The following is a 20,812-nucleotide window of genomic DNA, read 5'->3' on the forward strand; positions in this document are numbered from 1 at the left end:
CATGCTATATGACATTTTGGTCAGTGGAGTTGCTGTCGGGAGCATATACAGTTTAATAGCAATGGCATTCAGTCTTATTTTCCGGTCCACCGGCTACCTGAATATCGCTCAAGGCGAAATGGTCATGTTGGGCAGCCTCGTTGGTTATACCATGTTGGTTTCGCTTGGCTTCAACTACTATGCTAGTTTAATGATCACTATGATGATTGCCGGAGTGCTTGGTTTGCTAACAAATCAACTCATCTTCATTCCGATCCAAAACCGGGGCGGCCATGACCTGCATATTTTGATCGCCAGCATTGGCCTGTTGATCATGCTCCCCCAGGTTGCCGGCTTGATTTGGGGAACAAAGACATTGAGTTACCCAAACAACATTTCTCAGAATCAGCTGGCATTAGGTGACATTCAAATTTCCGGATTAAATTTTTTGATTATTGTAATCGCCTTCATCATCATGATCGCATTACAATGCTTCTTCCGGTTTACCCGTGTCGGTCAGGCAATGCGGGCGATTGCGGATGACAAGGTGATGTCGCAGCTTGTGGGGGTGAACATCAAAAAATACATCACGTTGATCTTCATGGTGGCGGGCGGACTGGCGGGTGCTGCCGGCGCATTGTTCGGACCGGTCTACTTCGCTTCCTATGATATTGGCACGATAGGCATAAAAGGTTTCGCTGCAGCAGTGGTCGGCGGGTTCGGCAGCGTGTCCGGCGGCATGCTCGGCGGTATTATGATCGGTTTGATCGAAGGCTTCAGCGGCACGATGATCAGTTCGACTTACCGTGATATGATTTTGTACGGTATTTTGATACTGGTTTTGCTTATTCGACCTACGGGCATTTTTGGCATCAAGCAAAGGAGAGATGCAGCATGACAGTGGAAAGAAAAGGAAAAATCGTCATGTATGGTCTGGCCGCCGCAGCATTTCTTTCTGTCCTGCTGTTTGTGCAGTCGAATTATTGGCTATCCCTTTTTAACCAGGCGGTGATTTTCAGCATTCTGGCCCTCTCCCTGCAGTTGATATTCGGATATTCCGGGCAGATTAGTTTGGCTCATGCCGCGTTTTTTGGGATCGGAGCATATACTTCCGCAATTATGAGCATGCATACCGAGATGCCTTATCTCATTACTTTTCTCCTATCAGGTTTGACTGCAGGCATTATTTCATTGCTTTTGACACCGATGGCGAAATTGAGCGTCATTTACTTATCCATGGCGACGTTGGCGTTTAACCTGATGGTGATCATCATATTCGCCAACGGCGGCGACTTGACAGGAGGGTGGAACGGTTTAACGGCGGTGCCATGGCCGAATCTCTTTGGTTGGGTGATTGACTCTAAGAAAGAGTTTTTTATTCTCTCAAGCGCTGTTCTGCTGTTGATCTACATGTTCTTGGTGAGGCTGACCAGCGGAAAACTGGGAAGAAATTTCCGTGCCATACGGGATAACCAACTGGCCGCAGCATCGCTCGGCATCGATATCGCCAGAACCAAAACGAAAGGATTCACACTCGGGTGCTTTGGCGCGGGTTTGGCCGGTAGTCTGATCGCCCATATGAATGCGTTCGTCAGTCCGGAGCCCTTCAGCAGTACGCATTCGATTACGGTTTTTGTTATGGTGGTTGTCGGAGGACTCGGCAGTTTTCCAGGTGCACTTCTCGGTGGACTCGGGATCACATTTTTGGACGAATTTCTCAAATCGGCTCCCACAGTTCGGCCTATTCTGTACGGTCTTACGATAATACTCATCATGATTTTTTTGCCCAATGGAATCAGCAGTCTGCTGCATAAAGCTTATCAGTGGCTGATCTCCAAAAAAGGAACGAGCGCCGCTTGCGTGGAGCATGCGGAGAAGAAATCAAACGTTGTCTCCATGCTGCTAAAAGAAAAGCTGATGATCCCCAATCACACGAGTGAAGTGATATTGGAAGTGAAGAATGTGACCAAGAAGTTCGGCGGCGTCGTGGCTGTCAATGACGTCAGTCTTCAGGTCAGGCAGGGAGAAATATTTTCGTTGATCGGCCCCAACGGCGCAGGGAAAACATCATTGATAAACATTATTACCGGGTTGGAGACGCCGACCAGTGGAACGGTGCATTTTCGAGGGAAACAGATGAAGTCCGGTGTATGGAAAACGAGCGCCGAAGGCATGCTGCGGACATTTCAGACTAGTAAACTGTTTCATACCATGACCGTTATAGAGAATGTTGTTACCGGGATGGCTCTGTATCTCAAAAATGATATCAGCGCGGCCTTCTACAAAGGTGAGAGTTTTGAAAGGGAAGAGCGCGAAGCGTATCAATATGCGCTAGAACTGCTGCGGTTGGTCGGGCTCGAGCATTTGAAGGACGAGTACTGCGACCGTCTGTCATATGGGCATAGAAGAAGAGTCGAAATCGCCAGGGCCCTGGCGGCCAAACCGAAGTTTCTGCTGCTGGATGAGCCTGCGGCAGGACTCAATCTGACAGAACGCAATGAACTGAAGCATCTGATTCTTTCGTTGAGGGATCATTTCCACATCACCATTTTCATCGTAGAGCATGATTTAGAGCTGTTATCCCAAATTACAGATCATATCGCCGTGTTGAATTTCGGTAAAAAAATTGCCGACGGTACGCTGAGTCAGGTGTTGAACGCCCCTGAGGTGGTCAATGCGTATTTGGGAAAAAGGGAGAAGAAGATAAATGGTTATGCTTAACGTGAAAGATTTACGTGCCGGCTATGGTCAGGTTGAAGCGCTTCGATCGGTCGATATGGAAGTGAAAAAGGGTGAGATTGTGTGTCTGATTGGTAACAATGGAGCTGGAAAAACCACGACACTGATGTCCATCAGCGGTATTGTCAAGCAGCGAAGCGGCACGATTTTGTTTAACGGGGAAAATATTATCGGTCTTCCGCCCCACAAGATTGTGGCGAAAGGGATTTCCCAGGTGCCCGAGGGCAGGCGTATTTTTCCCACTTTGACTGTAGAAGAAAATTTGCGCACCGGCGCGTTTTTGAAACCCAAGCTGCCGAAGGAAAAGTATGAGGCTGTGTATGACTTGTTTCCCCGGTTAAAGGAGAGAAGGCGGCAGCTGGGCGGAAGCATGAGCGGTGGTGAGCAGCAGATGTTGGCCATCGGGAGAGCTATCATTAATGACCCGCTGCTGTTGATGCTCGATGAACCTTCTCTGGGATTGGCACCGCAAATTATTGATTCTATTTTTGATGCGATCGTAACTTTGCGCAACGGTGGACTGACGGTACTTCTGATTGAGCAAAACGCTAACCTGGCATTGGAAATTTCGGACCGGGCGTATGTGATGGAATTGGGCCGGGTTGCACTGTCCGGCCATAGCCAAGAGCTTACAAACAATAATAGCATCCAGGAGATTTATCTTGGACGCAAAGGTACTCCCCAGCCCGAGGACGATCGGGTAAACACTTGACACAAAGAGCCGGAAAAAACTAGAATGAAGACACGAAAAAAATAATATCCATTATTGTGAAGAAAAAAATAATATTCATTATTATCCACGCAACCTAACTCTTTGTAGAAGAAGGTGTGAATCAATGAAGATTCAGTTGTCGACTGGAATGGAAATGTTTTATGAAGAACGGGGGAACGGTGTTCCGCTCATCCTGATCCCGGGTACGGGTTGCGACCATCAAGTATGGGAACTGCAGGCCCAGGTCTGGTCAGAATATTTCCGGGTCATTGCAATCGATAACCGGGGCTCCGGACAGTCCACCATATTTGAAGATCCGAACGACTACAGTGTTGAAATCTTGGCCGACGATGTGGCTGCGCTTATCGATGCTTTGCAGCTAGGACCTTGCCACTTAAGCGGACATTCGGTAGGAGCGTCCATCGTGCAGCAGGTTGCGCTCCGTCATCCCGAGAAGGTAAAATCCCTTCAACTTCACGCGACTTGGGGTAAAACGGATGAATGGTTTAAACGGGCTTTCGTCGGGACGATGAAATACCCCACGATGCAAAAAGATCCTCATATGACATTCCGCACTAATATGATGTGGGCGGCAAGCCCCAAGTACCTGGAGACGAGAGAACCGGCAACGGCCCGCGATATGGTGACGAAATGTCTGATTAAAAATCCGCATTTGGATGCCTACCATGGACTATTAGGACATCTTGGCGCCGATGAAAAGTATGATGCGATCGATCAGTTAGCGCGAATTGAGGCTCCTACGCTCATCACTGCTGGAGAAATTGATATGTTAGTGCCGAAAAGGTACAGCGCGGAAGTACTGAAGACAATCAAAGGAGCACAGTACCATGAATTCAAAGGTGAGCACGCCAGCCACTTTGCTTTATGGGAAATGTGGGGGGAATTCACGGCCGTCGCGCTGGGATTCATGATGTTCGTGGAAACGACTACAAAAGTTAAACAAGGGGTTGAACAATAATGAAAGCATTTGAACCGATTAATCCTGAAGGTTGGTTGAGAGCGCCGGGATGGTCTCATGCTATCGCAGTGAAGACAGGCGAGGTCACTTTCGTGAAGATTGCCGGTCAAGTAGGTTGGGATATGACGACACAGCAGCTGGTCGCCGATGACTTGGCCGCACAATATGAGCAGGCCATCAAAAATATTTGCTCCATTGTAAGCGCAGCAGGCGGAGAGCCGCAGGACATTGTGGAGCTTCGAATTTATACAACGAATGTCAAAGAGTACAATGAGCGCATCAAAGAAATGGGGCAAGCTTACCAGAATCATATCGGGAAGCATTTTCCGACCATCACGCTGGTTGGAGTCACGGATCTCTTCAAGGAAGAAATAAAAGTCGAAATTGAAGCGACTGCGGTGATCTCATGACGATATTGAAGGGAGAATCTACTATGCTGGAGTCCAGATTGTATATCAGTGGCGAATGGCTTGCGACAGATGAAACAATTGATATCGTTGATCCTGCGACTCAAGATGTTGTGGCCCGAGCTTCGAAGGCAGATGCGAAGCTAGTGGCTCAAGCCGTCACGGCGGCCTACGAAGCATTGGGAGCCTGGTCGCAAACGCCGGCCAGGAAACGTGCGCAAGTGCTGAATCAAATCAACGAGCTGCTGTTGAAGAGGAAAAACGAAATCGCCGAGGTGTTGTCCAAAGAACAAGGAAAGCCTTTGGTTGAGGCGGTAGGCGAAGTGATCTATAGTGCGGATTTCTTTGCATGGTATGCCGAAGAAGGCAAAAGGATCTATGGAGAATTAATTCCCCCCTCGAGACCGGGCCATGAATTGAGAGTGGAGCATGTGCCGGTAGGTGTGGTGGCGGCGATCACGCCTTGGAATTTTCCCGCCGGGATGCTTGCGAGGAAACTCGCCCCTGCTCTGGCCGCGGGCTGCACGGTCGTCTTAAAGCCGGCGAGTCAGACGCCGCTCACAGCAATCAAATTTTTCGAAATTTTCAATGAAGCTGGACTGCCTGCGGGGGTGGCAAACCTGGTAATCGGCTCCGGTAGTGAGATCGGGGAACAGCTGTTGAAGGATAAGAGAGTGCGTAAGGTCACTTTCACCGGTTCCACGCCGGTAGGAGCCAGTATTATGCGGCAGGCAGCGGCGAAGATATCCAAAGTTTCGTTGGAACTCGGAGGTCATGCCCCGTTCATAGTTTTGGACGATGCGGACGTAGACGCCAGCATACGCAATTTATTGCTTATTAAAATGAGGAATGCCGGGCAGACCTGCATATCTCCCAATCGTATCTTCGTGCAAAGCAGTATATATGAACAGTTCCGGCAAAAGCTCGTGGAAAAGGTTGGTCAGCTAAAGCTGGGCCGCTACGATACTCAGAAGGTGAATGTCGGGCCGCTAATCGACCATAGCGCGCTTACGCACATGCAGAGCCAGGTGGATGATGCCGTAGCGAAAGGAGCGCTGCTTTTATGCGGCGGCAAAAAGTGTGACGACTCTCACTTGGTGCAGGGGAACTTTTATCTGCCAACCGTTCTGTCGGACGTGACTCCGGACATGAACATTTTCCACGAAGAGACATTCGGGCCCATCATCCCATTGATCCGTTTTGAGTCCGATAGCGAACTTATTGAACAGGCCAACGACAGCATCTATGGACTGGCGGCGTATGTATTTTCACAAAATTATAAGCGCGCGAAAGGGATTGTCGATTCTCTTGAATACGGTACGATTGCGGTCAACGATATATCAGCATCCGACATGGCGCAGGCGCCTACCGGAGGAATGAAGGAGAGCGGCATGGGCAGGGAAGGCGGACGACAGGGGCTGTATGAATTTTTGGAATGCAAATATACGCTTGTGAACTATAAGTAGGCCGTAGACGGATAAAAGAAGGAGGAGTTGGCTAATGGAATTTGGATTGTTAACCGAGGCAAATTTGCAGAGCGGAAACAAATTTCTGAGCTTTCAAGAACGTTATCAGCATGTGCTGGAAGAGGTCGTCCTGGCAGATAAAATGGGCTTTGACGTGTTTGGTTCATCGGAGCAGCATTTCTTTGCGCCGCACTGCGTGATCTCATCCTTAGAAACGGTACTGGCCGCTGCAGCCGTATTGACGAAAGACATTAAGCTGCGTTTTGCTTCTATATTACTGCCATTTCATCATCCGATCGATTCAGCGGAAAAAATCGCCTCAGTGGACGTGCTTTCGAACGGAAGGGTGGAATTCGGAACGGCAAAAGGGAATTCCTGGTATACGTTGGGCGGATATAATGTGATCCCGGCCGAGGTCGACGACAGGTTCGATGAAGCGCTTGAGATTGTCCTTAAAGCTCTTACGAACGAAACGTTCAGCCATGAGGGAAGGTTTTGGACGATACCGGAACGGTCGCTATCCCCCAAACTGGTGCAGAAGGATCATCCACCACTGTGGTATGCGGCTATCAGCCCTAAATCCCACAAGCTAGCGGGCCAAATGGGCACCGGTCTGATGACGCTCACTGTCGGCGTTGAATTGGAGCAGCTTGCAAAGCGCGTGCAGACGTACAGAGAGGGCATTCGGGAAGCCAAGCCCGTTGGCAATTACATCACCAACAAAGTATCCAGTTTCACGCAGCTGCACTGCGCTGAAACCACGCAAAGAGCAAGGGACTACTCGGAAAAGCCTTTTATGGACTATACCGAAACCGTGATAGATCTGTATGAGCAAAAGTTGAAGAAAACGGGCGTCAATATAGATTTTTCAAAAGCCCGTGACAATTTGAATTGGAAGCATCTGAATGATGCGGATCAAGTCATCGTAGGCAATCCGGACGAGATCATCGAGAAGCTGGAAAAATACGAGGCTGTCGGGGTGGACGAAGTCTTTATCCGGTCAGAAGGAATCGAGCATGCAGAGGTAATGAAATCTATCGAATTGCTGGGGAAATATGTGATCCCTCATTTCAAAGAGAAGAAAAAGAAACGGGAGAGCGCCAGTTAAATACATTTGCGGCTTTTGCACCGTGGTCATAAAGCCGAAACTAAAACCTCCGAGGGGAGCTTCGATTACTATGGAATATAAATTTATCAACTTAACAAAACAGGATAACGGCATTGTCACGATTGAGTTAAACCGTCCGGAGAAGAAAAACGCTTGGAATGAAGCGATGCGCGAAGAGATGAGGCATTCTTTTCGCTCAGTGATGTATGACGACGCCACACGGGTGATCATTGTTCGCGGAGCAGGAGATGCTTTCGCTCCGGGCGAGGACGTAGGCGAAATGATTGAGCGCCGCGATGAGCAATGGACGACGCGGGATTTCCGCCGAATGGCGATCAATATCCACAACCTGTTTGATGAGATTGAGAGCTGCGAAATTCCGGTTATCGCCGCGATCGATGGAATTTGTGTGTGCGGCGGGCTGGAATTGGCGCTATCCTGCGATATCCGGATTGCTTCGGATCGCTCGCGATTCGGCTTGATCGAAGGCAACGTAGGTTTTATTCCTGGATCGGGTGGCTGTTCACGTCTGGTGAAGGTTGCAGGGCTCGGGGTGACAAAGGATTTCATTCTGAGCGGGGACATCATCGACGCTCATGAAGCCAAACAGCGCAATATCATTAACCGTGTCGTATCGGTGGATTCGTTCGAGGAAGAGGTACAGGCGTTGGCGTTGAAGCTAGCGAAAAAGGCACCGCTGACACTGGGCATGGCAAAGCATGTAATTAATTTGTGTGCGGATTCCAACTTTAATTCCAGTCGCGAATTTGAACGGTTGGGCCAAAGCATTCTGATGATGACAGAGGATCATTACGCCGCGGCGGCGGGTTTTCTTGCCAAAAATCTCCCGCAGGTCGAGTTTAAAGGCAGATAAATATCCCGTGTGTTGAACTTCCCTTCTAACCGTCTATGTTTGGTCGGAAGGGGAACATTTTTGTCAGAGGAGTGGGTATATGAAAATCGTGGGTGTTTCAGGAACGATTGTGGGCTCTAAAACGGCGGTTTTGGTGAAAAAAGTGCTGGAGGCAATGAGCCATGCGCAGCCCGGTATCGCAATGGAATTATTGGATCTCAAACAATATGATGTTCAGTTCTGCGACGGACGTGATCCCGCATCTTATACGGATGATACGAAGAAAGTAATTGATACGATCTGCTCGGCGGACTTGTTGATTTTCGGAACGCCAGTATTTCAAGGCTCGATTACCGGGGTGACAAAGAATGTGTTTGACCTCCTGCCGGCAGATAGCTTGCGGCACAAAGTCGTTGGCTTGGTAGCTACAGGCGGCACCTACCAGCATTACCTGGTCATTGAGAACCAGCTGAGGCCCATCTTGGCGTATTTTCGTGCGTTTGTCGCTCCGGGCTATGTGTATGCACATATGGATCATTTTGATGAAAATAATGATATTGCCGATGTCGAGGTCTTACTCAGGATTCAGAATCTCGCGGCGGAAATGACGCTACTGTCGGGGCTGTGGGAAGCTAAAGCCGCACGCTTAGGGGGTTAAAACGGGTGGGAGATTTTGATTATATCGAATTGAAGAAGACAGACCGCGTCGCACATTTAATTATGAATCATCCTCCGGCAAATACGCTGAATTTGTCCGTGGAGAACGAGATGAGCAGAGCTTTGCACTTGCTTGAGGATGATGGCAACATCCAGGTTGTGGTAATAGGGAGTGCGAACTCAAAAATGTTTTCGGCAGGTGCGGATATCTCTCTCCTGAAACAGTTCAATCACGAAGAGATGGATATATTTTGCAGGAAAATGAAAAATCTGATTTTATCGTTCCGGAAAAGCAACAAAGTATTTATCGCTTCGATCGAAGGCCATTGTCTGGGCGGCGGACTGGAATTAGCTCTGGGATGCGATTTACGCGTGGCCAAAGATACCAAGTTTCAAATTGGCTTTCCGGAGGTGAATCTCGGCTTATTTCCCGGCGGGGGCGGAATTCCATTAGCGGGTGATTTAATAGGTATGCAGAGGACGTTTCGCATGGCTGCGCTGGGTGAGACGTTAACAGCAGCGGACGCGCTGCAATGCGGTTTAATCGATTATTTGTTCCCGCCAGAGGCCTACGCCAAGAAGCTGGATGAACTGGCATGTACAATTGCGCAGAAGCCAACGGTCGCAATCGCTAGCATCAAACGCTTGATTTATTCCACGCTTCGCATGAATATGGCAGAAGCATTCGAGTATGAATCGGACATTATGAAGCAACTGCTGGGCACAGATGATTTTAGGGAAGGCATAGCGGCATTTAAAGAAAAAAGGGCGCCTGTGTTTAGCGGTCGATGACATATTAACTGCCTATTTTTTCGTTTCATAATAATATTGGATATTATATTAGTTTTCATTATAATAAAGGGGAGTTGTGCAATGATGAACGATATCGAACAGATTTATTACAGGTCAGGTTAAAAGGAGAGACGGCGATTTTGGTTTCCAAACAAGAAGAAGTCGTGCAGCTTATTTTGGACACCTCCGCTAAGCTGTTTGAAAAGTACGGTTACAATAATGTCCGAATATCGGATATTACGAGAGACATCGGAATGACGACAGGTTTTTTCTATTATCACTTTCGCAGCAAAGAGCAGATCCTTCAAATGATATACGAAAATTATATCTCCGGAGCCGCCGATGCGGTTCGGGAGATTTACCACATTCCCAATTTAACGGCCCAGGAAAAGCTAAATCTGTTGATCAAACGGCACTGCAAGGGAATCCGGGACAACCATTCACATGTATCGGTTTTCTTCCGGGAATACCGAAACCTGTCGGAGGAGGCTATCAAGCTCATCCAGGAAAAAAACTCTGAATATTTGAAATACGTGGTGAAGATTATCGAGCAAGGCGTGGACGAAGGCTTGTTCAAAGCAGACGTGAACCCTAAGATGGTAAGTCTCGCCATTATAGGCATGTGTAATTGGATTTATCAATGGTTCAAAGACGACGGAGAAAAGAGCATTGATGAAGTTGGAGAAATTTTTTATCGGTTGGTCACGAGCGGTTTATTAAAATAACATGTGCTAGGGTGATGCTGCTTGCGCTGTGAGCATGGCTTTTATCTGATTGAGATTCCGATTCCGGTTCCCCTAAAGACGGTGAATTGTTACGTCACTAAATCCGAGCGGGGCTGGCATCTTATCGACACCGGCTTTCACACTGAGGAGGCGAAGGCGGCTTGGAGACATGCATTGGCAGAGATGCACATTTCCCCCCGAGATGTTGTGGAAATTGTAGTCACTCACTTTCATCCGGACCATATGGGGTTGGCTGGCTGGCTGCAGGAATATACAGGAGCGCCTGTCAAGATTTCAGCTGAGGGCCAAGCATTGGTTCAGCATTTATGGATCGATAAGCAGGAGGCTGAACTGTTTGGCGGTTTCGCTTACGAGCACGGAATGCAGCCGCGAGACCGCGAGACTGTTCAGGATTATTTGAACGGGTTTAGCAAGTACATTCGCCCAATTCCCGAATTTACTGTTTTTGAGGAAGGCGAGCGCTTCGTGTGGGCCAATGAGTACACAGCAATAAGCACGCCCGGGCATGCAGACGGTCATATGATCTTTCATTCGTCTCATACAGGCGTCGTGGTGGCAGGTGATCTGCTGCTGCCGAAGATAACTCCGAATGTCGGGTACTTTCCGGGATTTCAAGCGAATCCGTTAAAAGCGTTCATAAATTCTTTACGCAAAATTCAGTCCTACCGGCTGGACACGGTACTCTCGGGACACCGTTATATTTATAGCAATGGCAATCAGCGAGCGGACGAATTGATCAGACATCACGATAAGCGTCTGCTAGAAATTATTGCACTACTTGAAGCGGCAAGCACGGCGACACAAGTGAGCGAAAAGTTGTTCGCACACTTTTCGAAGGCTTTGGATCCGCTGCAATTGCTGTTTGCACTTCAGGAAACGGTGGCCCACCTGATTTATTTGAGGGATGCAGGCGTGGTGCACTGTTCAAAGAATAGCAGCGGCGTTACTATGTTTTCGTTGGAGCAAACGGTTCATTTGGACGCTGATAGTCTCTGATTGCCAGTTTATCAAAGGAGAACCCGTAATGATCTATGAAACCTCATTAGTGACCCGATTCTGTGAATCGGATGCAATGGGTCATATAAGCAACGTGAGCTATTTTATTTACTGTGAAGCGGCCAGAGTGAATTTTTTGACTGAGCTGAATATCAGTAAAGTAGACGAGACATGGGACTTTGTTGTTGCCTCGATCAAATGCGATTTTTTGAAGCAGATGTACCCCCACCAGAAAATTACCATTTTGACACAGGTGCTGAGAATCGGCAACAAAAGCATTTCTTTGCAGCATCAGCTGCAGTCTGAAGACGGCGAAATATTGGCGGTGGTACAAGAGGTGCTTGTCCGCTTCAACCGCGGCAGTCAATCAACGCAACTGTTAAATCAAAGTATGATAGACAAACTGCGTTTGTACGAGATGACACAATAAGCACCCGCGACGACCTGGGGGCTGCGACGGCTAATCCGACCACGGTTCCGGGATTAACCCAGGCCGCCATGGGGCCCGGATTGCGGAAACTGCAATATTTGTGCTTGAAAACTATAATAAGGAAGCAGTATAATCAAAAACATAATAATGATTATTATTTATGTGATGCACGTAGCGGCCGCGGTTCTCTATTTTTGATTTCGCATTACGGCTGGGGGGAATTTCATGTCAGCGCTAGCTAGAAGCAATCTCTATAACAGATTAAAAAATGCGGAATTGGTTGTCGTATATGATGATGTGCAAACCAAGGTCGGTTCCCTGGTGGGAGTTGCGGAGAGGGTCACCCCGCAAACGGTCAACCTAATGACTAAACTCGGTAAAGGATTAATTTATGTCTGCATAACTGAAGAAAAGGGGGAACAATTGAATCTGCCTCTAATGGTGCGCGGAAGCATGCATAGTTCGCAGAAACCTTTGACCGTATCAGTTGATCATAACAGTACGACCACGGGCATATCCGCTTATGAGCGTTCCGATACGATCAGGGCATTCACCCAACCGTCCGCGCGAGCGGACCATTTTCGGCGGCCGGGACATGTTTTTCCCATTCTGAGTAAAGACAAAGGCTTAATGCACCGTGTTGGCATCGCTGAAGCAGCTGTCGAATTGGCTAAGATGATCTCAGCCGAACCCGTCGCTTATGCAAGTGAAATTTTAAATCAAGCCGGTGAAATCGCCAGTGCGCAAGAAATCATACAAATAGCTGAGCTGAATGACTTATGCATCATAAATATCAGTGACATGCTCGAGTTCGCCAAGGATGAGCTTCTCAGTTCTTTTACCGGGCTTGTCGTGAGAGGCAGGGAACTAGGCAGGAAAATCGGATTTCCTACGGCAAATCTGTACATCGACGCGGCAGATCCGCTTGACCACGGAGTATATGGCGTAACGGTACGATACAACGATGTGAAATATCGCGGCATAATGAATGTAGGAGTGCGTCCAACATTCCGTAATGCGCATAACGAAGTTCACTATGAAGTTCATCTATTAAATTTCAATGGTATGATATATGGTAAAACCATCCATGTGGATGTTGATTTCTTTATCAGACATGAAATTGCTTTTCCAACTGTGGAGCATCTGATTAATCAAATAGATACAGATATCGCGTATGTTGAACACCGGTTTGGTTTAGTGAAAATCCAATAGCAGCATTGGGCGGGCAAATATGTATTTTATTTCAGATGAAGAAATTCAGATGACAGACTATGCTTTTTTTAAGCTATGCGAGGCAAGATTCGGGATAAACCGCGGCGTTTATAATACCATCGACGACATGTTCTATCAGAGAGGGATAAAACACATTCTGAGCAGGCGGAAAACGATCGTCGCCTTTTTAGTATTTGCTACTGGCACAGCCGGAGACATCGAAAATCCCCGTTATAAATTTGGCCATGGTGGTTTGTCCGCCAAGTTGAGCCAATATTGCTTGGTGAACAACCTTTGAGGCAGGGCACACAAGCAGGAGCTGCCGCCGTCTGGTTACTTGTCTATGGGTTCAAAAAAGGAGCTTACTCACAGTCGGTTTGCACGCGACTATAAGGTAAGCTCCTCTGCCGTTCTGGTACCAGCCTACGTTAACATACGCCTGGTTTGGCGTTGGCCGTGACCAGGGCAGCTGCATTCGTTTGCTCGCATGCACCGCTTATCCGCAGCGCTCTGAGGGCTGGAAAGCGGCAGTGCTACATAAACACCGACACTCGGTCCGGCTGCTCTGTTTGAGCGACCGGGCTCTGGCGTAAAATTTTTGTGTGAGGCAGCATGGGGGCGGTGCATTTCACATCGACCAGCACGGGCCTATTCATACTGAGCGCGCGCTCAAGCGCAGGCTGAAGCTCATCCGGCTTGGTCACGCTCAGCGACTCTGCGCCGCAGGCTCTGGCCAAAGGCGCATAGTCCAGGTACATCACTTCCGAGCCCAATGTTGACAAGCCCTCCGCTTGCATCCTGTTGGACTCCATCGCATATGTGCCGTTGTTGACCAATATCATGGTTAACGGCAGCCCATACCTAACCGCGGTGGCAAGCTCCAGAATTGAGTAAGAGGCACCCCCATCACCGGCGACGCATACGACCTGACGCTCCGGGCTGCTCAGCTTGGCGGCGATAGCTGCCGGCAGGCCGAAACCTAGCGTGCGCCAATTTCCGGAGATCAGCAGAGATTGCCGCTGAAACCGGAAAATGCGTCCGAGCCATACAGTGTGGTCGCCCACGTCTACGGCCAATACTGCATCAGGTGCTACACATTGGCTGAGCTCCGACATTAGCTGCGCGGGTGTGATGTGCTCCTTCGATTCGTCGATCTCTGCTTGTATCCGGGCACGCCAGTCGTCCTTTTTCCGCTGGATCTCCTGGCCGTAAGCATCGTTACGCTTCGGTTCCAGCATTTCGACGAGCAGCTGCAGCATGCCTGCCATATCGCCGATCAAGCTGCCGCGATAGGGCTGGCCCTGACCGATGTTCTCGGCGGTAGCATCCAGTTCAACGATCGGTATGGATTCCGGAACAAAGCCTTCGGGCCACCAATTGGCGCCCAGGACAATGCAGAGATCGGCTTCCGACAGCAGCACGCTGGCCGGCTCGCTTCCGGCTTGACCGAGCCCGCCAACGAACAGTGGGTGGTCGGAGGGCAGAAAGCTCTGCGCCGGCATTGTGGCTATGATCGGCGCCTGGATCTTCTCCGCCAGCGCGATGGTCTGCTGCTGCGCGTTGGCGATGCCCCGTCCGGCGAGGATCACCGGACGCTCCGCTTCATTGATGACATCTGCCATCAGTTGATATTGTTCGGGTACCGGCACCGGGAACGGTGAGGACGGGGAAGGAGGATATACTCCCCCCTTAACAGGCAACAGCCATACCTCCTTCGGCACCGACAGGTGAGCGACGCCGCCTTCGTTGATTGCGGCTTTCATCGCCAGATTCAACAGCTCAGGGAAGGACTGGCTGTCGGACACAAGCTGGGAGTACACGGCGAGCGGTTGGACCAGTACCTGTTGGTCAATGTCCTGCACGGCCCCGGTGCCAATGTGGCGACGTTCAACCTGGCCGGTGATGGCAAGGACAGGAGCTCTGTCACAGGAGGCATCCGCCAGGCCGTTAAGCATAGAGGTGATGCCTGGTCCGCTTGTGGCGATGCATACGGTGGGCCAGCCTGTTAATTTGGCTTCGGCGCTCGCCATGAGCGCGGCGTTGGTCTCGTGTTTGCATGCTATGTACCGCAGCTCCGATTGTTTGCCCAGCTCATCCAGCAAAAATAAATTCGCATCGCCGATCACGCCGTACACCCGTTTCACACCCCAGCGTGCGAGCTGATGTATAAGGTGCTGTGCGACATTAAGCGTGCCGTCCGCGTTGTGCTCTGTCATTTCCATCGATGGTTCGCCTCACTTTTTTTATGGAATACAAGTCCTTTGCCAGTCTATTTTTTGAGTAAATCATGCAAACTATACAAAAAATACCCAGGGCACAGGCACGGCGGCGCCCGGCCAGCCGGACAGTGGGACCAAAAAAATTTTACCCGCGCCCTTGTCTGCTCTGTATCCCATGTTATACTGTTATTGGTTATTTCGATTTATGACTACATACGACAAAAACTCCCACAATGAATATGCGGGGCGGAACCCGGCAGCATTGTCAGATGGGTCATACAGCGCGGAAAAGCTTTGGACCCGCCGCCTGCATGTCAGCAGATTCACAGGTGTGGATTATATCTCTTCAACCAGAAACTGCTGCTGCTGCCCACATCGTAATCCGCTAGCGTTCGTCTCCGTCCGATTCCCCATTTTTTTCGGTTCTCAGCGGCCGGGGCGCCCGCCGATCCAAGTGTTCATCCCTAATAACAGCAGTGCTGCTCCGTTGTCTGAAACTTTTGGCGCTATGCTTGCGTTTCAAACAAGGGATATGTGTGATGCTGCATCGCTCTCCATCTTTTCTACCTGCATCTCGTTCGAGGCGATGCCAGCGTAAAGCAATTTTCAGCACGGCAAGTCCACCTTTTTGAGTAGCAAGCGCAGTATTCGCTTTTGAATATATGTACGGTGGTGAAATTCATGGCTGGACGAACCATTATGGTTATCGAAGACGATGCGGCGATTCGTGAAGTGCTTCGTCTTTATTTGGAAAAGAACGGATTTTCGGTGATCATGCAGGACCGGGGAGACGAAGCGCTGTCTATCGTGCGTGCGGTGCAGCCCGCGTTGATCATACTTGATGTGGTTCTGCCGGGGCAGAACGGGTTTGAGCTCTGTAAGGAAATCCGGAAGATCACGACGGTGCCGGTGCTGTTTGTCAGCTGCAAAAACACCGAGCAGGATAAAATCACCGCCCTTGCCGTGGGAGGGGACGACTACATCACGAAGCCTTTTAGTCCCAACGAGCTGATCGCCCGTATTAATGCAAATTTGCGCCGGCCTTATTATGTAAGCGATGACAACGAGCCTACCCCCAAATTGGCGGCCGGAGCGCTGCAGGTGGACCTGTCAGGCAGAACTGTGAAGCTGAACCAGACGGAAATCGTGTTGTCTAAAAAGGAGTTCGAGCTGCTTGCGTTTCTCGCCAGCCGCCCCGGGAAGACGTTTAGCCATGAAGAACTGTTCAGGGAGATCTGGGGTCAAGAGAGCTTGAATGATACGCGCACCATTATTGTGCATGTGAGCAACCTGCGGAAGAAGATCGAACCAGATCCTGCCAATCCACAGCACATAATTAACGTGCACGGGGTCGGGTACAAATTTATAATGTGAAGCAGACTTGCGCGGGGAATCCAAGCGGGGAAAGTAAGTCGCTGAGTGAACAAAAAAAGAGGCCAGTCATGAACGCATCGGCATATACCGTGCGTGCAGGCTAGCCTCTTTCGAATCCACTTGTATCTCAATTCAACCGGCAGGAACTAGAAGCTTTTGTCCCGGGTAAATCCGATTCGGATTAGTTAGCCGGTTGAGCTGCTGCAGCTGCTGCCAAGTTGCATGGTGGCGAAGGCCAATCTTCCACAGTGAATCCCCAGGCTGAACGATATAGACTTCGCCTTGTTCCGGCTGGGGCTGAGCGGGCAGTGGTTTGGGCCCAGCCTTCGGAGCCGGAACTGGCATTGGACGCGGTGCTGGTGCAGAACCTGCCGCTGCCTTCACCGTGATACGACCCTCAATCACAGGCTGTACGCTGCCCTTCTTCTGAATGTATTTGATTAAAGCTTCTTCCAGTGAAGAAAAATCACCGGCTAGCGGATAGTCTTTGAACATCTTGTAGCCATCTCCGCCGGCTGCCATGAAGTCATTGGTTGCTAGTGTATATTCTTTGTTCAGATCCAGAGGCTCTCCTTTTACCTGCACCGAGTTCACTCTTTGGCCGGCCGGTTGATCCGGATTAATAGAGTATGTCATGCCCGCGATCTGCGGAAAACTGCCGGCCGCCTCAGGGTACGAAGAAACACCGTGTTCAAGCGCAGCTTTGATGTCCGAGCCTTTCACCTTTTTGGTTTGGATGTAATTACCGAAAGGCAGTACAGTGATCACTTGACCTTTGGTTATACTGCCGGCTGCGATCGAATCCCGGATCCCCCCGCCGTTGGTGATTGCTGCGTCAGCCCCTGTTTCATCAAGCATGGCGTCGGCGATCAGGTTCCCGAGATTCGATTCTCCTTTACGGACCACCTCGCGGTCTCCGACGAGCTTCGCCCCGCTGTTCCCAACCACTTCTGCCAGAGCGGCACTCTGTCCTTGCTTGGTGCTGTTGATCACGTCCTCCACAGCTTTATCCGCCGGGACGCTGTCAAACGCTTGCCTGTTGAGCAAGCTGGCGGCCTTGCCAACTAATTCCGGACCTTCGAAGGTCAACTCGATTTTGCCGAGATTTTTACCATACTCTCCGGTTTGGGCGATAAGCACATCCCCGACACGCATGCCTGTCGGCAGCTCGGAATGACTGTGTCCGTCGATGATAAGATCGATTTCCGGCACTTGCTCCGCGATTTTGACGCTGGTGTCCGCACTGGATTGATCGATCCCAAGATGCAGGCTCGCCGCAATGACATCAACTTTGTCTTTCAATTCACTGACGATCGCCTTGGCTTCAGCAGCAGGATCTGTGAAGGTGATGCCTTTAACGTTGTTCGGGTGTGTTTTGTAAGCAGTTTCGGGTGTCGTCAGACCAAATATGCCAATGCGTATGCCGCCGACTTCTTTAATCACATACGGGGCAAGGAGCCGGCTGCCATCGGCTTTTTTCACATTGGCACTGATGACCGGAAACTGTGCTGTTTTACTGAGTTCGACAAGGCGTTCGTAGCCATAGTTGAAATCATGATTGCCTGGGGTCATGGCATCATATCCTACCGCATTCATGGTGCGCACGATGCTTTCCCCGCGTGCTAGGTTGGCGAAGATTTGCCCATGCAGCGCGTCCCCCGTGTCAACCAGCAGCGTGTTCGGATTTGCGGCTTCGTGCTGTTTGACCACCGCAGCCAGCTTGGCGTAGCCTATGTTGTCCTTGGTTTCTTCCGCGCGGCTGTGCACATCATTGGTGTGGAAAATCGTGACGGTCGTGTTGGTCCCCTTCGCCGGAGTGGTGTTACCCGACAGGTTCGCGCCGTCGGCCGCGCCGACAGAAGCAGCGCTGGCAAAAAGTAAGCTCACGGACAACAGCAATGTCCGCACCGTGTTTCGTTTCATTCGAACTCCCCCCGATTAATAGATGAAAATACTTACAACAATTCCAAATGTAGCACACGATTATTAACCCACAATCCATCCTATGTTAAATGTTTCTTAAGATACCAAACAGCCGGGCTGTTGTTCGTGCACTCACAATGATGGTAAAATGTCGAATATATCACGGTGGGAGGGATCGGTATGTCATGTGCATTAAGCCAAGGCTTTAGGCGAGATGTTGATGGACCGATTTTAGGACACTGCTTGTCTTGGCCTCCGCCGTAATTTTGTTGGTCGCCAGCGGCAGCTTGCCTTTGCAGCTGTCATTAGGCTATATTATCAAGATGGCCCACATGCCATTAATCTGTTGGGTGTTTGGCACCATCGCCAGCAAATATTGCCCACATGTATTGGGCGGGAAATGAACTGTAAAAACTGCTTGATTCATTTCCATGCTGGAGGGCACATACGGAATCGAAGATATCGGTAGGGATGGCTATTACGGAACGAATAAAGGGTTAACATGAATCGGTTCCGGCCCGCAGACAAACTTCTGGGAGGCGGAAAATGAGTTTAAAAAAAAGAATGGCTGTAGTGTTGCTATTATTGCTTGTACCGGTGTTACTGTACTATCTGAATGTCGCCCACACCAACGTAAAAGCAACCTGGGTGTGGGACTCCACTGAGATCGCACAGGATAGTGATGAGATCGTATCGTTCGCCGACCAAAACGGGGTGAATCTGATCTATCTGTACATCAATCCGAAGCAGGATTATAACGACTATCGTACGTTTGTTAAGAAAGCCCGGGAGTCGGGCATCGCCGTGCACGCTCTTGGCGGAGACCCATCGTGGTCTACCGACGAGGAGAGACACCGGATTACCGAGTTCGTCACTTGGGTCAGCAATTATAACGAGATGGCGTCGAAGCGGGAACAAATCACGGGCATTCACCTGGATGTTGAACCCTATAATCAACAGGCTTGGAACACGGATCAAAGACAAGCCATCATAGATGGCTGGTTAGAGAGCATGGAGCACTTCGTTACGCTGACCGGCGAGATGACATCGCTCGACACCGGGGCGGACTTGCCCTTCTGGCTCGATGAAATTCCCGTGTCACAGCAGCCGAATGCCCAGTCGATGAGCGAATGGTTCATGGAAAGATTAGATCATGTCACGCTGATGGCTTATCGTAATACCGCTGACAGTGACGGCGGCATTCTGGACGTGATAGAGGAAGAGGTCCAAACTGCCAATGAATTGGGAAAAAAGGTGGTGGTCGGCATAGAAACTAACGAAATGCCGGACAAGTACACCACTTTTCACGACACAGACACGTATTACAAGAAGGAACAACTGGCGTTGGTGGAAAATAACTTAGGCGGGCACCCGTCGTATTACGGCGTAGCCATACACGACTATGCAGCTTGGAGCCGGTCTATCGACAGCTGATAGCGCCGGCCTGAGGGGGAGACCCGGCCTGCGAAAATTTCCGATATGATATTACGCAGTTGGTCGAAAAACTAAATCCAGCTATAACAGCTTGCGCTGTGGTAGCTGGATTTTTTCGTTCGGTGGGATTACAGAAACTTACGATTGTGTTTTTTGCCGTCATAGGTGAACAGTACCGGCTTCTCCTCGATCATGGTTTCCAGATGTACGGTTTTGCCCCACAGCTGATGGATGTATGGTATGGTGCGCTCGACATACTTCAAATCCAACTCCACACCCTCATAGCCGTGTTTTAAGTACAGTTCGCCGTTTTTGTCATAATCGCCGTTTTCCACAGCAATGTAGGGAAAGCCGCCGTTCACCCGGGCGTAGACCAGCTGGTCACGTATTTTTTCCCAGGATTTGTCGGTGATTTTCCACTCGGCCCCTTTTTTTTCAAAAATGTATAGGTCCATCTCGTCGACCAGCTTCTTGGTCATATAATTGCGGATGAACGAGATATCTGAATCGTACTCACGTACGTCAAAAATCTTCTGCCGCCCTTCGCCGCCTTTTCGGCCAAAACGCTCCCGCTCTTCCTCGGTTGGGTTATCCCATCGTTTCTCGATATCCTCAAAGATTTTCAGCCCCAAATAGTACGGATTCAGACTGTGGCGTGAGGGCACCACAACAGACGAGTTCAGCTTCGCGTATTCGATCGTTTCCTCCGAGGTCAGGTCCAGCTCGCGAAGAATGCGCTGATGCCAATACGAAGCCCAGCCTTCGTATCGCTAAGATGCTTCGCCG

Annotated in this window: 19 protein-coding genes and 1 pseudogene; 17 read left to right on the plus strand and 3 right to left on the minus strand. The window is 49.8% G+C overall.

Going from position 1 to position 20,812, the window contains the following annotated elements:
• The first annotated feature begins 1 nt into the window (after position 1).
• The 15 genes from CBW46_RS08485 to CBW46_RS08555 all read left to right on the plus strand — a co-directional run bounded on the left by CBW46_RS08485 (position 2) and on the right by CBW46_RS08555 (position 13,374).
• The gene (locus tag CBW46_RS08485) at positions 2–877 is read left to right on the plus strand and encodes a branched-chain amino acid ABC transporter permease (protein ID WP_089199581.1); all 876 of its coding nucleotides are present in this window, start codon (positions 2–4) and stop codon (positions 875–877) included.
• Positions 874–2,700: a branched-chain amino acid ABC transporter ATP-binding protein/permease gene (locus CBW46_RS08490; protein WP_089199582.1), complete on the plus strand. Its 1,827-nt coding sequence runs from the start codon at positions 874–876 to the stop codon at positions 2,698–2,700. Before CBW46_RS08485 ends, CBW46_RS08490 begins: the two co-directional genes overlap by 4 nt.
• Positions 2,693–3,430 carry an ABC transporter ATP-binding protein gene (locus CBW46_RS08495; protein WP_089199725.1) on the plus strand — a complete coding sequence of 246 codons (738 nt, stop codon included), beginning with the start codon at positions 2,693–2,695 and terminating at the stop codon, positions 3,428–3,430. The genes CBW46_RS08490 and CBW46_RS08495 overlap by 8 nt, the downstream gene beginning before the upstream one ends.
• Before the next feature lie 124 nt (positions 3,431–3,554).
• Positions 3,555–4,409 carry an alpha/beta fold hydrolase gene (locus tag CBW46_RS08500; protein ID WP_089199583.1) on the plus strand — a complete coding sequence of 285 codons (855 nt, stop codon included), beginning with the start codon at positions 3,555–3,557 and terminating at the stop codon, positions 4,407–4,409.
• On the plus strand, positions 4,409–4,819 hold the full coding sequence (locus tag CBW46_RS08505) for a RidA family protein (RefSeq protein ID WP_089199584.1): 411 nt from the start codon (positions 4,409–4,411) through the stop codon (positions 4,817–4,819). Before CBW46_RS08500 ends, CBW46_RS08505 begins: the two co-directional genes overlap by 1 nt.
• Before the next feature lie 23 nt (positions 4,820–4,842).
• Complete coding sequence (locus CBW46_RS08510; protein WP_133253947.1) at positions 4,843–6,282, plus strand: NAD-dependent succinate-semialdehyde dehydrogenase; 1,440 nt, start codon at positions 4,843–4,845, stop codon at positions 6,280–6,282.
• A gap of 34 nt (positions 6,283–6,316) precedes the next feature.
• Entirely contained in the window at positions 6,317–7,390 is a 1,074-nt protein-coding gene (locus CBW46_RS08515) for an LLM class flavin-dependent oxidoreductase (protein ID WP_089199585.1), read from the plus strand.
• A 70-nt stretch (positions 7,391–7,460) separates the two neighbouring features.
• Positions 7,461–8,264: an enoyl-CoA hydratase/isomerase family protein gene (locus tag CBW46_RS08520; RefSeq protein ID WP_089199586.1), complete on the plus strand. Its 804-nt coding sequence runs from the start codon at positions 7,461–7,463 to the stop codon at positions 8,262–8,264.
• A 79-nt stretch (positions 8,265–8,343) separates the two neighbouring features.
• A complete protein-coding gene (locus tag CBW46_RS08525) occupies positions 8,344–8,901 on the plus strand; it encodes an NADPH-dependent FMN reductase (RefSeq protein WP_089199587.1) in 558 nt (185 codons plus the stop codon).
• Positions 8,902–8,906: 5 nt separating this feature from the next.
• The gene (locus CBW46_RS08530) at positions 8,907–9,692 is read left to right on the plus strand and encodes an enoyl-CoA hydratase/isomerase family protein (protein ID WP_089199588.1); all 786 of its coding nucleotides are present in this window, start codon (positions 8,907–8,909) and stop codon (positions 9,690–9,692) included.
• Positions 9,693–9,832: 140 nt separating this feature from the next.
• Positions 9,833–10,417 (plus strand): TetR/AcrR family transcriptional regulator, encoded by a 585-nt coding sequence (locus tag CBW46_RS08535; RefSeq protein WP_133253948.1) that lies wholly within the window; start codon positions 9,833–9,835, stop codon positions 10,415–10,417.
• Positions 10,418–10,438: 21 nt separating this feature from the next.
• On the plus strand, positions 10,439–11,434 hold the full coding sequence (locus CBW46_RS08540; protein ID WP_089199590.1) for an MBL fold metallo-hydrolase: 996 nt from the start codon (positions 10,439–10,441) through the stop codon (positions 11,432–11,434).
• Between the two features lie 28 nt (positions 11,435–11,462).
• Entirely contained in the window at positions 11,463–11,864 is a 402-nt protein-coding gene (locus CBW46_RS08545) for an acyl-CoA thioesterase (RefSeq protein WP_165842237.1), read from the plus strand.
• A gap of 225 nt (positions 11,865–12,089) precedes the next feature.
• Positions 12,090–13,076, plus strand: a complete 987-nt coding sequence (locus tag CBW46_RS08550) for a 3,4-dihydroxy-2-butanone-4-phosphate synthase (protein ID WP_089199592.1) — start codon at positions 12,090–12,092, stop codon at positions 13,074–13,076.
• Positions 13,077–13,095: 19 nt separating this feature from the next.
• Positions 13,096–13,374: a hypothetical protein gene (locus tag CBW46_RS08555; RefSeq protein WP_243633225.1), complete on the plus strand. Its 279-nt coding sequence runs from the start codon at positions 13,096–13,098 to the stop codon at positions 13,372–13,374.
• Between the two features lie 235 nt (positions 13,375–13,609).
• Here the strand turns inward: CBW46_RS08555 and CBW46_RS08560 are convergent, their stop codons facing one another.
• On the minus strand, positions 13,610–15,298 hold the full coding sequence (locus tag CBW46_RS08560; protein ID WP_089199593.1) for a thiamine pyrophosphate-binding protein: 1,689 nt from the start codon (positions 15,296–15,298) through the stop codon (positions 13,610–13,612).
• A gap of 678 nt (positions 15,299–15,976) precedes the next feature.
• Between CBW46_RS08560 and CBW46_RS08565 the strand changes: the two genes are divergently transcribed.
• Positions 15,977–16,669, plus strand: coding sequence for a response regulator transcription factor (locus tag CBW46_RS08565; protein ID WP_089199594.1), 693 nt, complete (start codon positions 15,977–15,979; stop codon positions 16,667–16,669).
• Positions 16,670–16,801: 132 nt separating this feature from the next.
• Here the strand turns inward: CBW46_RS08565 and CBW46_RS08570 are convergent, their stop codons facing one another.
• Positions 16,802–18,592 (minus strand): 5'-nucleotidase C-terminal domain-containing protein, encoded by a 1,791-nt coding sequence (locus tag CBW46_RS08570; RefSeq protein WP_089199595.1) that lies wholly within the window; start codon positions 18,590–18,592, stop codon positions 16,802–16,804.
• A gap of 546 nt (positions 18,593–19,138) precedes the next feature.
• On the opposite strand from CBW46_RS08570, the gene CBW46_RS08575 reads away from it, so the two are divergent.
• The gene (locus tag CBW46_RS08575) at positions 19,139–20,026 is read left to right on the plus strand and encodes a hypothetical protein (RefSeq protein WP_089199596.1); all 888 of its coding nucleotides are present in this window, start codon (positions 19,139–19,141) and stop codon (positions 20,024–20,026) included.
• Positions 20,027–20,154: 128 nt separating this feature from the next.
• Here the strand turns inward: CBW46_RS08575 and CBW46_RS08580 are convergent.
• Positions 20,155–20,790: pseudogene (locus CBW46_RS08580) on the minus strand (SpoVR family protein); the annotation flags it as partial.
• Between the last annotated feature and the right edge of the window lie 22 nt (positions 20,791–20,812).

The sequence above is a fragment of the Paenibacillus xerothermodurans genome (assembly GCF_002220865.2).
GTDB lineage: Bacteria > Bacillota > Bacilli > Paenibacillales > NBRC-103111 > Paenibacillus_S > Paenibacillus_S xerothermodurans.